Origin of the sequence: Peptoniphilus rhinitidis 1-13 (genome assembly GCF_000246925.1) — a bacterium.
Lineage (GTDB): Bacteria > Bacillota > Clostridia > Tissierellales > Peptoniphilaceae > Peptoniphilus_A > Peptoniphilus_A lacydonensis.
Window position 1 is genome coordinate 75,583 of record NZ_BAEW01000007.1, and the last position, 14,837, is coordinate 90,419.

Annotated in this window: 18 protein-coding genes and 1 pseudogene; 11 read left to right on the plus strand and 8 right to left on the minus strand. The window is 29.3% G+C overall.

What is annotated here, in order from left to right; genetic code table 11:
• Window positions 1-2: 2 nt before the first annotated feature.
• The 6 genes from RH95_RS05820 to RH95_RS05845 all read left to right on the plus strand — a co-directional run bounded on the left by RH95_RS05820 (window position 3) and on the right by RH95_RS05845 (window position 4,452).
• Window positions 3-674 carry a uracil-DNA glycosylase gene (locus tag RH95_RS05820; RefSeq protein WP_026038599.1) on the plus strand — a complete coding sequence of 224 codons (672 nt, stop codon included), beginning with the start codon at window positions 3-5 and terminating at the stop codon, window positions 672-674.
• Between the two features lie 66 nt (window positions 675-740).
• A complete protein-coding gene (locus tag RH95_RS05825; RefSeq protein ID WP_158309966.1) occupies window positions 741-923 on the plus strand; it encodes a hypothetical protein in 183 nt (60 codons plus the stop codon).
• Entirely contained in the window at window positions 923-1,783 is an 861-nt protein-coding gene (locus RH95_RS05830; protein WP_010245886.1) for a polyphosphate kinase 2 family protein, read from the plus strand. The genes RH95_RS05825 and RH95_RS05830 overlap by 1 nt, the downstream gene beginning before the upstream one ends.
• Window positions 1,784-1,953: 170 nt before the next feature.
• Window positions 1,954-2,655 carry a DUF5058 family protein gene (locus tag RH95_RS05835; RefSeq protein WP_010245889.1) on the plus strand — a complete coding sequence of 234 codons (702 nt, stop codon included), beginning with the start codon at window positions 1,954-1,956 and terminating at the stop codon, window positions 2,653-2,655.
• Window positions 2,656-2,665: 10 nt separating this feature from the next.
• Window positions 2,666-3,334 carry a hypothetical protein gene (locus tag RH95_RS05840; RefSeq protein WP_010245892.1) on the plus strand — a complete coding sequence of 223 codons (669 nt, stop codon included), beginning with the start codon at window positions 2,666-2,668 and terminating at the stop codon, window positions 3,332-3,334.
• A gap of 8 nt (window positions 3,335-3,342) precedes the next feature.
• Entirely contained in the window at window positions 3,343-4,452 is a 1,110-nt protein-coding gene (locus RH95_RS05845) for a M20/M25/M40 family metallo-hydrolase (RefSeq protein WP_010245895.1), read from the plus strand.
• Between the two features lie 77 nt (window positions 4,453-4,529).
• On the opposite strand, the gene rd is transcribed toward RH95_RS05845, so the two are convergent.
• Window positions 4,530-4,691, minus strand: a complete 162-nt coding sequence (gene rd, locus RH95_RS05850) for a rubredoxin (protein ID WP_010245898.1) — start codon at window positions 4,689-4,691, stop codon at window positions 4,530-4,532.
• Between the two features lie 170 nt (window positions 4,692-4,861).
• On the opposite strand from rd, the gene RH95_RS05855 reads away from it, so the two are divergent.
• On the plus strand, window positions 4,862-5,254 hold the full coding sequence (locus tag RH95_RS05855) for an ATP-binding protein (RefSeq protein WP_010245902.1): 393 nt from the start codon (window positions 4,862-4,864) through the stop codon (window positions 5,252-5,254).
• A gap of 194 nt (window positions 5,255-5,448) precedes the next feature.
• On the opposite strand, the gene pepD is transcribed toward RH95_RS05855, so the two are convergent.
• Window positions 5,449-6,840 carry a beta-Ala-His dipeptidase gene (gene pepD / locus RH95_RS05860; RefSeq protein ID WP_010245905.1) on the minus strand — a complete coding sequence of 464 codons (1,392 nt, stop codon included), beginning with the start codon at window positions 6,838-6,840 and terminating at the stop codon, window positions 5,449-5,451.
• Between the two features lie 7 nt (window positions 6,841-6,847).
• Window positions 6,848-8,074: a tyrosine--tRNA ligase gene (gene tyrS, locus RH95_RS05865; RefSeq protein WP_010245907.1), complete on the minus strand. Its 1,227-nt coding sequence runs from the start codon at window positions 8,072-8,074 to the stop codon at window positions 6,848-6,850.
• Between the two features lie 202 nt (window positions 8,075-8,276).
• On the opposite strand from tyrS, the gene RH95_RS05870 reads away from it, so the two are divergent.
• The 4 genes from RH95_RS05870 to RH95_RS05885 all read left to right on the plus strand — a co-directional run bounded on the left by RH95_RS05870 (window position 8,277) and on the right by RH95_RS05885 (window position 10,754).
• Window positions 8,277-9,464: an NAD(P)H-hydrate dehydratase gene (locus RH95_RS05870; RefSeq protein WP_010245909.1), complete on the plus strand. Its 1,188-nt coding sequence runs from the start codon at window positions 8,277-8,279 to the stop codon at window positions 9,462-9,464.
• A 242-nt stretch (window positions 9,465-9,706) separates the two neighbouring features.
• A complete protein-coding gene (locus tag RH95_RS05875; protein ID WP_010245911.1) occupies window positions 9,707-9,964 on the plus strand; it encodes a hypothetical protein in 258 nt (85 codons plus the stop codon).
• 48 nt (window positions 9,965-10,012) lie between these two features.
• The gene (locus RH95_RS05880; protein WP_010245913.1) at window positions 10,013-10,285 is read left to right on the plus strand and encodes a hypothetical protein; all 273 of its coding nucleotides are present in this window, start codon (window positions 10,013-10,015) and stop codon (window positions 10,283-10,285) included.
• A 121-nt stretch (window positions 10,286-10,406) separates the two neighbouring features.
• On the plus strand, window positions 10,407-10,754 hold the full coding sequence (locus RH95_RS05885) for a type II toxin-antitoxin system PemK/MazF family toxin (protein WP_010245916.1): 348 nt from the start codon (window positions 10,407-10,409) through the stop codon (window positions 10,752-10,754).
• A gap of 189 nt (window positions 10,755-10,943) precedes the next feature.
• Here RH95_RS05885 and RH95_RS09690 read toward each other — a convergent pair whose 3' ends face one another.
• From RH95_RS09690 to relB, 5 genes and pseudogenes are all read right to left on the minus strand, one after another.
• Entirely contained in the window at window positions 10,944-11,381 is a 438-nt protein-coding gene (locus tag RH95_RS09690; protein WP_010245918.1) for a transposase, read from the minus strand.
• A complete protein-coding gene (locus tag RH95_RS09225) occupies window positions 11,344-12,468 on the minus strand; it encodes a transposase (RefSeq protein ID WP_010245921.1) in 1,125 nt (374 codons plus the stop codon). Before RH95_RS09225 ends, RH95_RS09690 begins: the two co-directional genes overlap by 38 nt.
• A 433-nt stretch (window positions 12,469-12,901) precedes the next feature.
• The gene (locus RH95_RS09920) at window positions 12,902-13,003 is read right to left on the minus strand and encodes a DUF2599 domain-containing protein (RefSeq protein ID WP_081498001.1); all 102 of its coding nucleotides are present in this window, start codon (window positions 13,001-13,003) and stop codon (window positions 12,902-12,904) included.
• A gap of 51 nt (window positions 13,004-13,054) precedes the next feature.
• Window positions 13,055-13,420, minus strand: coding sequence for a hypothetical protein (locus RH95_RS05905; protein ID WP_010245928.1), 366 nt, complete (start codon window positions 13,418-13,420; stop codon window positions 13,055-13,057).
• A 439-nt stretch (window positions 13,421-13,859) separates the two neighbouring features.
• A pseudogene (gene relB, locus RH95_RS09805) lies at window positions 13,860-14,015 on the minus strand (type II toxin-antitoxin system RelB family antitoxin); the annotation flags it as partial.
• Window positions 14,016-14,837: the final 822 nt, after the last annotated feature.

A 14,837-nucleotide genomic window follows, 5' to 3' on the forward strand; every position in this document is an offset into this window, starting at 1 on the left:
TTTTGAAGAAAATTTTTAATAACGATTGGCAAGAAATATTGGAAGGTGAATTTGAAAAAGACTATTATAAAAGTTTGAGAAAACTTTTAATTGAGGAGTATAGAAATTATGAAGTTTTTCCAAAGGCCACAGATATTTTCAATGCTTTTCACTATACATCTTATGAGAATTTAAAGGTTTTGATTCTAGGACAGGATCCTTATCACAATGTGGGGCAGGCACATGGGCTTGCTTTTTCAGTAAAAGAAGGAGTTAAAATTCCACCTTCTCTTGCTAATATTTATAAAGAATTAAATTCAGATCTTGGATTAGAAATTCCAAACACTGGTTATTTAAAATCTTGGGCAGATCAGGGCATTATGCTTTTAAACACAACACTAACAGTGAGAGCTCATCAGCCAATGAGTCATTCAAAAATTGGTTGGGAAATTTTTACAAATGCAGTGATAGAAAAAATTAACGAAAAAAAAGATCCAGTTGTATATATATTGTGGGGAAACCATGCAAAAGAAAGGAAGAAATTTATAAATAATAAAAATCATCTTATAATTGAGGGGCCACATCCTTCACCACTTTCTGCTCACAGAGGATTTTTTGGTTCAAAACCTTTTTCAAGAGCAAATGAATTTTTAGAGTCAAAGGGAGTTACTCCTCCCACATGGAAAGTAAAGTAATTTTTAATATTAAGAAATAAGCGCCACTCATAAATGGCGTTTTTTATTTTTAATTTCAAAATAAATGTGAAAATTTTTAATTTTAGATATAATAGAGAAGAAGGGAATTATGAAGTATTTAGAAATGGGTTTTCAGATATAGGAGAATTGAAGATAGGAGAAGTTCTAATAGCTATTGTAGAACATCAAGTAACTACACAAATAATTGAGTCTTCAATTATTTTTTCAAAGGAGATTGCGAGGTTTTAATGAAAATAGAAAAATATTTGGTAAATGAAAAGAAGAAGTTAGATTTATATAAGGTTCCAACTTCTTATAATGGAAAGCTTGAAAAAGAAGAAGTAAAAGAAGTTTTAATTCCAGAAAACATCGAAAAGATAGGAGAATATCAAGAGAAGTTATATGCAGAAAATAATAGAGCTCTCTTAATAGTTTTGCAGGCAATGGATGCAGCAGGAAAAGACTCTTTAATAAAAAATATTATGACAGGGGTAAATCCTCAGGGAACTAAAGTAGTGTCCTTTAAAAAACCAAGTGAAAATGAATTAGATCATGATTATCTTTGGAGAATAAATAGAGAATTACCTGGAAGAGGAGAGATTGGGATTTTTAACAGAAGTCATTACGAAGATGTTTTGGTTTCGAGAGTTCATAATCTAGTTTTAGATCAGCCTTTTCCAAAAAATTTGGTGACTAAAGATATTTGGGACAAGAGATTTGATGAGATAAATAATTTTGAAGAATATTTGTCAAACAATGGGATTAAAATTGTAAAATTTTTCCTTCATGTTTCAAAAGATGAACAAAAACAAAGGCTTATGGAGAGAATTGAAAATCCTGAAAAGAATTGGAAATTTGCAAGTTCTGACATAACAGAAAGAAAATATTTTGATGATTATATGAAGGCTTATGAAGATATGCTAGTGAAGACTTCTACGAAAGTTGCTCCATGGTATATTGTTCCTGCAGATAGAAAATGGTTCTCAAGGTATCTAGTTTCAGAAGTTATTTTGGAAAAATTAAAGGAAATGGATCCAAAATTTCCAGAGCTTTCCAAAAATGAATTAGAAGGTTTGGATAAGTGGAAAATTATTTTGGAAGAAAGTTAAAAATTTTAGAAGCCCTCTTTACTAAAAATTAGTAAGGAGGGCTTCTTTTTAATAAATGTTGATGAAATTTGTATAGTAATAAGTTCAAAAATTTTATAAGTTATAAATTTATTTAAAAGACAAGATGTGTTATTATAAGGATAATTTTATTTCAGAAAGGAAGGATATTTATGAAAGATCAATGGGCTTATGCCAATAGTCCGCTTCTTTATATAGCTTGTTCTGTTGGCATTATTCTTGTACTAGTTCAAGGAACTTATATGCTTAGGAAGGCTTTAAAAGCAAGTAAGGAAATGAATATGGACAGGGAAAAAGTAAAAAAAGGAATAGTAACTGCCCTAGTTTCATCTATTGGCCCTGCACTTGGAATTTGCGGATCTATACTTGCACTTATTGTAACATTAGGGGCTCCAGTCACAGCACTTAGAATGTCTGTTATTGGAGGGACAAATTACGAAACTATGGCTGCTAATTTTGGGGCGAAAGCTATGGGAGCAGAACTTTCAACTTCAATGAATCCTGTTGTTTTTGCAAATGCACTTTGGACTCCAGCTCTTGGAGTAATGGGTTGGTTAATATTTATGATAATCTTTGGCCATAAAATGGAATCTGTAAATCACTTTTTGACTGGAGGAAGAAAGGCAATGTTGCCAGCAGTTTCTGTGGGAGCAATGCTAGGAGCTTTTGCATATTTTTGTGTAGATAATTTATTAAAAATAAATACAAATCCAAAGATGACTTTTGCAACAGTGTTTGGATTTATAATTATGTTTATATGTCAAAAACTTGGAAGTAAATATACTTGGCTAAGAGATTGGGGTCTTACTTTTGCAATGTTTTTAGGCGCAATTTTTTCACAATTAATATTTTAAGGAGGACAAAATGACAGCTTACGAAAAATTCTCTAAATCAATTCACAAATTTGGAAGATTATCAATGTTATTAGGAATGATTGCTGTGCTTCTTCCACCAATGCTAATGACTTTTTATTATGGACTAAATCCAGGGATAGCTGCAATAGTTACAGGTGCAATTTCTCAGATGTCTGTTTCAGGAGCGTTTTATTTTTCTGAACCCATTGCAAATTATCCAATAGTTGGAGCTGCGGGTTTATATATGTCAACACTTTCTGGAAATAGTGTAAATTTAAAAATACCTGCAGCAGTTTCTGCGATTGCAGGATCTGGTTACAAGCAAGGAACAGATGAAGGATCAATGATGGGGACAATTGGAATTGCAGTTTCAATTTATGTTGCAACTTTTTTTGTAATTGTTTCTACAATTTTTGCTCAAACTGTAATTGTAAATTTGCCAGAAAATATAAAGGAAGTTTTAACTCTTATTATACCTGCACTTTATGGGGGAATCTTTGCACAATTTTCTGTAAAATCTTTTAAGACAGGAGTTTTTGCACTTGCAGTTTCCTTTGCAATGACAAAAATCGTTGGACTATTTCCATACAACTTGACATTTTTAATTACACTTGTGACAGTTTTTTCTTCAATTTACTTTGCAAGAACACAGCTGGATACTATAAATAAAAATTCTTAGGAGGAATTATGAAAGATTTTGATAAGGGAAAGCTTTTAGAAATTTTTGAAGAACTATTATTAATACATTCACCATCAAAAAAAGAAGAGAATGTGGCAAAATATATTATTTCTTTTTTGGAAGACCTTGGTGGAGAAATTTATTTAGATAAATCAAATGACAGATACGGAGGGAGTGCTCCAACAATTTTTGCAAAGTTTAAAGGAGAAGGAGGAGGAGTAACTTTTTCCAACCACATGGATGTAATAGAACCAAATAAGAATTTAAAAATAATTAAGGATGAAAAAGTTTGGAAAAGTGATGGCACTACTACTCTAGGAGGAGATGACAAAGGTGGAGTTGCATCAGTCTTATATTCCATTTATTATATTATTAAAAATAATATAAAGCACAGAGATATTTATGCAATTTTCACACCTGGAGAAGAAGTAGGGATGCTTGGAGCTAGAAATATTAATTGGAATAAAGTTTATAAAAATATGAAGCCTGCAAAAAATATGATAGTTGTAGATAACGCAGGCTCTTGTGACAAAGTTGCCTACAAAGCACCAACATCTTATTCTTTTAAATTTAAAATAAAGGGAAGATCTGCACACGCAGGAATTGAACCAGAGAGGGGAATAAATGCCATTGTACTTGCAGCAAAGGCAATAGCAAAATTTAAAACTCTTAGAATAGATGAGTATACTACTTCAAATATTTCAAAAATAAACTCAAATTTCCCTAAAAATGTTGTGCCAGATTGCGTAGAATTTTCTGGTGAAATCAGAGGACATGATGAGAAACATGTTCTTGAAATATTAGAAGAATATGAAAAAATAGTAAGAGAATTTGCAGAAGACTATGAATTTGAAAAGTCCCTTGACTATCCAGCACTTAGACCTACTGATATGGATTTTTCTAAAGATATTTTAAAATCTTATAAAAATGTGGGAGTAGATGCAAAAGAAGTAGTAATAGGCGGAGGATCTGATGCCAACTTTTTTGCAGAAGAGGGTTTTAACTCTTTAATTATTGGAGTTGGAATGGAGAAAGTTCATACAAAAGAAGAATATATTGTCTTAGATGATTTAATTAAAACTACAAAGGCGCTAATTGATTATCTTGAAATTAATTAAAAATAAAAGGCTACTAGATTTAATTCTAGTGGCCTTTTATGTAAAAAAAGAAGGTTTTTACCTTCTTTATAATAAAATTATTCGGCTACTTCAAAGTCAGATTTTTCAGCTCCGCAAAGTGGGCAAGTCCAATCTTCTGGTAAGTTTTCAAATGCAGTACCTGCTTTAACACCGTTGTCTTCATCGCCTACTTCAGGATCATAAATATATCCGCAAAGTGTACATTCATATTTTTTCATTTTAATCTTCCTCCTATTAAAATTACTTGCCATTACAAGTATACTTTTATTATAACAAATTGATAAATATAATACAGTAGTATTTTAAAATAATTTATTGATAGTACAAAATCTTAAGAGTTTAAACTGTAAATAATTTGGGTAATGTTTAAATGGATGGAGTGAGAAGTATGAATACTTTATATAAATTCAAAGGTTCTGTCAACAGTGATTTGTCTTTAATAAAAAGTTTTTTAGATTCTGCAATAATGGATTTAGATTCATTTATAAAAGACGAAGAGAAGCTTTTTGATATAAAGGTTATATTAAATGAACTTGTAATAAATGGAGCAATGCATGGCAATGAAGAGGATTTAAATAAAAAAGTTTGTCTAAAACTTATTTTAGATGATGATTCTTTAAAGATAATTGTAAAAGATGAGGGACGTGGTGTGGACTTTGACACATCTTTATACAATTGTACAGAAAAAAGTTGTAATGGCAGAGGTTTATTAATTGTTGAAGCTTTGACAGATCAATTGATTTTAAATGAAAATGAAGTTATTGCAATAAAAAATTTGTAAATAATATTAAAAATAAAACTATTCGATTTATAAAGAATTAATATTACATATTGAAACCCGATTAGGTTTTTAGACTTATGACAAAGGTAGGCATGAAAATAAAAAACACCTGTAATAAAAAAGAGATTTTTAAATTTTTGTATGTAAAAAGGAAGGCTATACCTTCATGGCTAGACCTTCCTTAATTTTTTATATTAAATGCTTTTAAGAACTTTTTTTAAGTGTTCATAAACTCTTTTGGTTGAAGAAATTGAAAGAGTTTCTTTTTGTGAGTGGGCTCCACTGATGTCTGGGCCAATGGAAATTATATCTAAGTCCCTATTTTTTGTGAAGAATACACCACATTCAAGTCCTCCATGAGTAAATTCTTCTTCCATCTTTCTTCCGTTCATTTCTCTGTAAATATTCTTTACAATTTCTCTAAACTGAGATTCTTTTTTGTATTCCCATTCTGGGTATGGATTTTCAAATTCAGCTTCTGCACCATGATTTTTTACAATATCCATATAAATATTTCCAAAATCTTCAGAAAGCGAAGAGCTTGCAAATCTTAGCGAAACAAAAACTTCTATTGTGTCTTCAATTAACTTTACTATTGCAAGATTTGATGAAGATTCAAGTACTTTTTTAGATTCATCTATAAAAGTGTGGGGACCAGTTGGAAGTTCAAGTAAGTATTTTGCAAGTTTTTTTGTATCTTTTGCTGTCAAAACTTTTCCTGTATGAGAAATTTTTTCGCATTCAATAATTAATTCGCCTTCGACCCCCTTGAATTTATCTTTTACAAATGAGATTGCATCATTTAATTCTTTTTCTTCGCAGACAAGGGAAACTTTTCCTTCCCTAGGTATGGCATTTTGTTTTGTACCACAATCTAATTCGATTAGTTTGGCAGAAGGAATTTTATTTATAATTTCTGCAATTACTTTTATCATATTGCCCTTGTTGTTAGCAATTTCCATTCCAGAGTGACCGCCCAAAAATCCATGAAGGTTAAGTGCAAAAGCATTGCCAGAGTAGTCTTCTCTATCAATTTTTAATTTTGAGTGAAGTAATTTTCCACCGGCAGATGAAACTGTTAAAACACCTTCTTCTTCAGAATCAATATTAATTAAATATTTTCCATCTAAGTATTTTTTATCAAGATTTTTTGCACCATGCATATCAGTTTCTTCTGAAACAGTTACAAGAATTTTTAATGGGCCATGTTCTTCTTCACAAAGAGCCATTGCCATAGCAATACCAATTCCATCATCAGCACCAAGAGTTGTTTCATTTGCGTGTAGATTATCGACATCTACGATAAGTTCAATTGGGTCAGTCAAAAAATTGTGTTTTGAATCTTTTCCCTTTTCACATACCATATCCATGTGACCTTGTAAAATCACTTTTTCTTTATCTTCAAAACCCCTAGTAGCAGGCACTTCCATAATTATATTTAAGTTTTCGTCTTGAACTACCTTATAACCTTTTTCTTCTCCATATTTTTTTAGGAAATCGGAAACTTCTCTTTCATTTCCAGATTCTCTTGGGATTTGTGATAATTTTTCAAAAAAATCAAAAACTTTTTTTGGTTCTAAATTCATATTAACCTCACTTTAAAATAACTTTGTGATAAACTTTTTTTCCTTTTCTTATAATAATTTCGCCATCTTTAAAATCATCTTTTGTAAGTTCAAGCTTAGGGTCATTTATTTTTTTGTCATCAATACTTACTCCACCTTGATTTATAAGTCTTCTTCCTTCAGAGTTTGTCTTTATAAGGCCAAGTTCTGACATTAAATTTAAAATTCCAACAGGTGCATTGAATTTGTCAGATGACATTTCTGTTGAAGGAATATCTTCGGAATTTTTGTCGCCACCAAATAGAGAACGAGATGCATAAAGTGCAGATTTTGCAGATTCTTCTCCATGTATATCCTTTACAACTTCGTATGCTAGAACTTCTTTTGCTTTATTGAGTTCTGCTCCTTCTAATTTTTCATATTCAGCAATTTTATCAAGAGGAAGCATTGTTAAAAGTTTCATAAATTTAATTACATCGCGGTCATCGCAATTTCTAAGATATTGGAACATTTCGTATGGAGTAGTTTTTTCTGGGTCAAGCCAAATTGCTCCAGCCATAGTTTTACCCATTTTAATGCCAGACGCAGTTGTAAGAAGTTTAAAAGTCATGGCATAAACTTTGTCGTTTTCTAATTTTCTTACAAGTTCATAGCCACCTAAGATGTTTGACCATTGGTCTGAGCCACCGACTTCTAATTTGCAATGATGCTTTCTGTATAAATATAAAAAGTCATAGGATTGCATTAGCATATAAGAGAATTCAAAGAAAGTTAAACCTTGTTCCATTCTATTTTTGTAGCAATCAAATTGTAGCATTCTATTTACAGAGAAGTGTACACCTATTTCTCTTACAAATTCTAAGAAATTTAATTTCATTAACCAATCAGCGTTATTTTCAATATAGCCTTTGCCTTCTGAAAAATCTAAGAAGTTTGAAATTTGTTCTTTAAATCTAGTTGCATTGTAATTAATTGTATCTCTATCCATAAGAGTTCTCATGTCGCTCTTGCCTGATGGGTCACCAATAGTTGTCGTTCCACCACCTAGTAAAGCTATTGGAATATGACCTGCATTTTGCATATGTTGCATTACTCTAATTTGAATAAAGTGACCAAGAGTTAGGGAGTCAGCAGTAGCATCAAAACCAACATAAAAAGTTACAGGTTCTTTTCCTAACATTTCTCTTAGTTCATCTTCATAAGTACACTGGTCTAGATAGCCTCTTTCGTTTAAAATATCAAATACATTTTCCATAAATTCCTCCAAAAAAAATAAAAAGAACCTCACGATGAAAGGACGCATTCGTGGTACCACCTTTCTTCGCCAAGGCCTCAAAATTAAAAAGACTCCGATATTGTAATTCAGCTTCTGCTTACTGTATATCTTCAACATCAAATATTCTACTGTTTATGATATAATAATCGAAAATAAAAAATTTGTCAAATGAGGTGATACATTGATTGGCATAGACATAGTAGATGTAAATAGAATAAAAAAAATAATGAATGAACACGAAAATTTTATAGAAAAAGTTTTTAATGAAGATGAAATAAAAAGAATACAAAAAAAGAAACATCCTTATGAAAGAGCAGCAGGTATGTTTGCGGCAAAGGAAGCAGTTGCGAAAGCAATGACAACAGGGCTTGGACAAATTTCTTTTCATGACATAAGAATAAAATACATAGAAGATGTTCCTCATGTAGAAGTTTTTGATAATAAATTTGAAATCTCAATTAGTCACGAGAGAAATTATGCAGTGGCAGTGGCAAAATTAATTGAAGAAAATTTTACGAAAGAAGAAAAAATAGAAAAAATTATTTTGGATGAAGAAATAAAATCAATCTGGAAAAATAGAGATGAAGATACACACAAGGGCGACTTTGGAAAAGTTGCCATAGTTGGTGGTTCAATTGGAATGACTGGGTCAAGTTATCTTTCCTCAAATGCATCGTTAAAATCAGGTGCAGGACTTGTGTATAATATTGTGCCAAAAGAAATATTTGACATAATGTCTATAAAATTTATTGAACCCATAGTCAAAAGTTTTGACGATTTAGATGGCATGGAGAAATTTTTAGAAGGAATTGATGTAATAGCTATGGGACCGGGCATGGGTCTTGGAGATTATGCAAAGTCTATTTTTTATAAAATAATAAAAACAGAAAAAGACCTTTTAATAGATGCAGATGGATTAAATCTTTTGTCAAAAAATTTAGAATTATTGAGAAAAAGAAAAGATTTTACAACAATTTTAACCCCACACGAAGGAGAATTTAGAAGGCTCACTGGGATACCTTTAGAAGAGATAAAAAATAATAGAGAAAAAGTTGCAGTTGAATTTGCAAAAAAATATAAAGTTATTTTAGTCTTAAAGGGGCACAACACAGTTGTGACAAATGGCAAAGAAATTTATATAAATAAGACGGGAAACTCTGGCATGGCGACAGCAGGATCAGGAGATGTGTTGACAGGGATAATTTCTGCTTTTATGAAAAATTATAATTTATTTGATGCGTCAAAACTTGGAGTTTATATTCATGGACTTTCAGGAGATATTTATGCAAATAAAAATTCAAAAACAAGTTTAAGAGCAAGGGACTTAATAGACAATTTAGATAATGTTTTCAAATTAATTGAAGAATAAAAATAATTTTGATTTTTTTATGTATGAAGTATAATAAGATTAAGATAACGTTTTTAACAAAGAGTATATGTCATGTGAAAAAATTAAAAAAAGGTAAATTTATTGGTTATTATTGGAATATTATTTTCCAGTTTTTCAATAAATATTTTTGGAAGAAGTGAAGATGACAAGATTAATTTTGTCATTTTATACTAGGAGAAATTTTAATTTAATTACGTAGTATACAGTTTAGGAGATTTTATATGCAACCTTATCCAGCTAATGTTAGAGCCTTTTGGGAAGTACTAAATATTTTTGTCTTAATCACAATGTCTGATTTAGTCAAAAGTCATAAAAGTCCAATAATTGTAGCCTTGCCTGGTTTATTTGCTCTTATTTTAAATTTTATTTGGATAAAAAAAGAAAAAGACAATTGGACCAAGGGATACAAAATAGCTATGGGAGTTTATATAGCTGTTTTAAGTTTATTTACTATTGCTGCAGTTAGAATGGCAATGTAGATCAATAGCCTGAGGTTTTTCTTGGGCTATATTTTTAAAGGAGTTATTATGTTTAAAAATAGAAAGATACTTTTTATAATTTTATTTGCCCTAGATCTCTTTTATACATATTGTGCAATCACTGGAGTGGCAGATTTTTTTCATAGATTTAGAGGACCAATTTATGTGCAAATTCTTTGGTTTGTAGTGATTTGTGCTCCGGCGATTGTTCACTATCTACCAGGCGGAACAAAAGATAATTTAAAGGAAAGCAGAAAATATACGATTCCTCTTTTTGTAATTATAGCAATAAATATTATAATACCAATGTATGTTAAGTAAAATTAATAATACATTTATTGGACAAAAATATTTTATATTATATGGATATTACAAAATTTGTGTTAAAATGATGTAGAGGCTTATAATTAATCTTTCTCTTCAACCGTAAAAGGTGAAAACTATGATGATAAAAAGAGGGGATATATTTTATGCCGACCTGTCACCTGTTATTGGGTCTGAACAGGGAGGAGTAAGACCTGTGGTAGTTGTCCAGAATGATATTGGAAATAAATATTCGCCAACGACTATTGTTGCAGCAATTACATCTCAATTAAATAAGGCGAAGTTACCTACGCATGTAAATGTAAAAGCAAAAGATGTTCCGCTTCCCAAAAATTCCGTAATACTTTTGGAACAGCTAAGGACCATCGACAAAAAAAGGTTGAGAGAGAAAATTGGTAAATTCGACAAGGAAGTTATGCAAGAGGTGGATGCTGCTATAAAGATAAGCTTGGCGATGAAGTTATAAAGGGCAACATACATATTAAAGGTAGTGTTGCAGAATGATCAAAAATCATTCTGTGACACTACTTTTTTGATTTTCCCGTTGCTAACTGCCTTTAAGTTTATAGTTTTTTCTTTTGAAATTTTTTAGAACAGTAATTTCAGCTAAAAATGAGTACACAAAAAACACCTTAGGTATTTTTTCCTTTTTTCTTCAAACTGCTTTTCTGTACTTGATTACCTCGGTTTGATTTTTTAGTAGTTTTCTATGTAATTGATTTAAATTCATTCCCATTGCAATTAAATGTATATCACAGATTACTGCTCTTAAACCTCGATGTCTAAACCTATTGTAGTTTAATCCTTCTTTTAGTTTTGAAAACATTCCTTCTGCTTGAATTGACCTATTTAACCTTTCATCAATTCCTTCAGCACTTGTAATATTTGCATATGATTGTTCTCTGTATTTAATAAACTTGGCATTAAATCTTAGGCTTTTTGTTTGTGGATTATCCGATTTTGAATATTTGTTGCATGATTTTTGATATATGCATTTATCGCATTCGAAACATTTGTAGATTTTTATGCTTTCCTTAAATCCACTTTTCCTAGTTTTAATGTAATCTTTTTGTCTTGTTAATTTTTTTTCCATTTGCACATATATAAAAGTCACCTTCTTTATCATAAATCATGTTCTCTCTTTTGCTAATGTCTGTTTTGTAGGTTCTTTTTTTGCTTATCTCATAATTTGATGGCTTGATGTATGATTCTAATTTTTTATTCTCTAGATAGGTGTAGTTTTCAATACTTTCATATCCTGAATCACAAACTATTCTTTTTAAATGTTTATCGTATCTTGGATATAATTCATCTAAAAATAAAGGTAATGTATTCATATCGCTAGGATAGTGTGAACCATATGCCCCAATAATAAATTGACCACTACTTGCAAATTGGATATTATAGGCTGGTTTTAGTTGACCATTTTTCATGTGATCTTCTTTCATTCTCATAAATGTTGCATCATGGTCTGTTTTAGAGTATGAGTTTCTTTCTCCCATAATTTCTAAGTGTTTTTCATATGATTTTAGTCTTTCTAACCATGACTGATATAGTTCATAGTCTCTTTGTATATGTGTTTTTCTTTTTCCTTTGCCATGCACAAAATCTATATTTTTTGCTTTTTTAATTAATTCATTAAATATCAATAAAAGGTGTTTTTTTACTTCTATTATGTCTAAACTATCTAATAGTCCTAATTCTTTTATGATTTTAATTCTTAATTTTTCTTGATTTTTAAGTACTGCTTTTTTCCATACAAATGTGTATTTGTTTGCGTAAGCTTCAACTTTAGTTCCATCTATGTATATACTTGATAAATCAATGTGTTCATCTTCAATTAATACATTAATATTTTTAGAAAAGATGTCTTTTATTAACGGTTCAAGCTTTTTTCTGTATCTACTAATTGTTGAATGGTCTGGAGGACTATCTTCTTCTAGTAAATATTTTAATCTTAAATCATACTTGCATGATTTTTCTATAGCTCTAGATGAATATATTCCTTCACTGTAACAAAATATTAATATTTGTAGCATTGTAATTGGGTTAACTACTGGCTTTCTTCCTACATTCGAGTACATTTTGACTAAACTTTTTAAATTCATCCTTTCAACTAAATTTTGTACTAAGCCAATTTTACCATCATCTACAAAACTTATTTCTGTATTAAAGTTCATTTTAACTTGTAATAATGAACGATTTAATGTAAGCTTATTATGATAATTATATGTATTAGTCATACGTTAATTATATCAAAAAACCGGCAAACTCATAAAAGTAAGCCGGTTTTTTATTTGGAACTATTTTGCAACAGCCCCTTATTTAGATTTTATCCTTATATAAATAAATATACTTAAGTTTATTAATATACTTACATAGGTCATAACATTTAAGCCCCAAATTATATCTGGATCTATTCTTAATTCTTTAGATATATAATACATAGCTATTAAAATAAGATTTAAAGTATTAATAATAATAGATTTATGTAAATTATATCTTGTCTTTACATCCTTTAAATCAAGTATATTAAAATAAGTTATTATTATAAATAGATATAAAAAACACATGGCATATAGATTACTCATTTTTTTCCTTCTTCTTTAATTTTTAGTTACAAGTAAATGGATTAGTGTATTTTTTGCTCGGTTCTATATTCCATCTAGACTTATATTTTGCTAAAGCAACATGACAATCAAACTGTCTTTTCATTGAATCAGTATTATCCCATCTCCAATAATTACTAAAGTTTCTTGATATAGTCTACCACGCCATTCTAGCCGTATATAAATTTGGAGAAGACATTCTAACATTATTTTTTGGATCCATAGATAATGACCATACTCCATCTCTATTAATCCATTCAACTGAATTAAAGTAATTATTTAAATCATAATCATATGAAGCACTTCTTAATTCCGTTGCTTCATAAGTATTCATTATATTACTCGCACTATATAATGAATTTATGGAATCTTTATTTTTAGATTGGAAAACAACTTCTTTTTCTAAAATAGGTTTGTTTTCCAATTCATCATATATTACTTCATATAAATTTTGATTATTATTACATGTATTTTCTGTTTCTGCAAATACTTTATTTTGACTAATACTAAATAAAGCTACCATTGATAAAATTATAATTGATTTTTTTCATATATTTACCTCCTTATTACCCAATTACAAATATTCTATTTTAAGAATAAATAAGTTACAATAATAATTGTTATCGATAACAATTATTATTGTAACTTATTTAGATTTAATTTACTAATCTTATAATAAATTAAATTATATGATATAATTATTTTTTAACTCTTATAGTGTCCCTTTGCAACTTATAATATCTATGTTATTATTTTCAATTCTATATATAAATTTATATTCATTATTAATCCTTCTACTATCCATTGACCACTTCTTTTTGCCGTAAGTCCTTTTCCATGAATACGAGGATTTTCACAATTCACAAAATTTTTTTCAATTCAAACTTTAATTATTTTTTTGGTTTATTTGTCTAGCTTTCTAAAAGCTTTATCAAATTTATCTGTTGTAATTATCCGGTATATCATATTCCTAAATCTTCCCAAAGTTCATTAATCGGTCTTGTTTTTAATGTTCCTTTTGCTTTTTCTACTTCATACTCTTCAAAAACTTTAAGATCATATTCATTTTCGATATGTTCAAGCATTGTAGTTCTAATTATTTCAGATAGACTTTTATTATTAAGCCTTGCTTAGGCTTTAAAAATATTTAGTTCGTTCTCTGGAACTCTCAAACTAATTGTAGACATGTGTATACTCCTTTATTCTATGTAATACAAATTTTATTACATAGAGTGATGTTTGTAGAGATAATATTAGTATGATGGCATAAGTATCTTGTGTGAAATAAAATTCCAAATTTATTTTTTATATATTATTAATAGCTTTTAGAGCCTATATAGCCCAGTGATATCAATGGATACAGAAGACATAAAACAACCAAAAATCCAAATAAAAAACTTTTTATATAACGGGTTTTCATTTTAATTGTTACTTAGTAAAATAAAATGAAATATAAAAACATAAGGGGCTGTTGCAAAAGTCCCTTATAAATATAGTTGGGAATATATTAGTGAAGTTATCTCAAGTCCTTAAAACTAAATGATGTAATAAGCTTGAAAGAAGTTATAATATATTTCTTTTATTCTCTCATAGTAAATGTAATTAGCCACTACGTTTGAAAATGGCTGGATGAGAATTAATAAAAAGATAGCCAGTATAATAAAAAAGGTGATGTTGCAGAATAGATGATTCTACTCTGCGACATCATTTTTTTATCAAGTATTTAAGTTTAACCATTGTGTTTTTTGCTTTTAAAATATTTTCTAGATAAATTTTTCTTGTTTCTCTTAAAAATGAGTGCACTTAATAAAGCTATACTTTTGAAAATTTTTTCTCAAGCAGCTTTGTATTTTATGATTTCTAAATTCTTATTTTCTATTTTTGATGCCAGTTTATTTAAGTTTAGTGCTATTGATAATAGACATATTTCACTTATTATG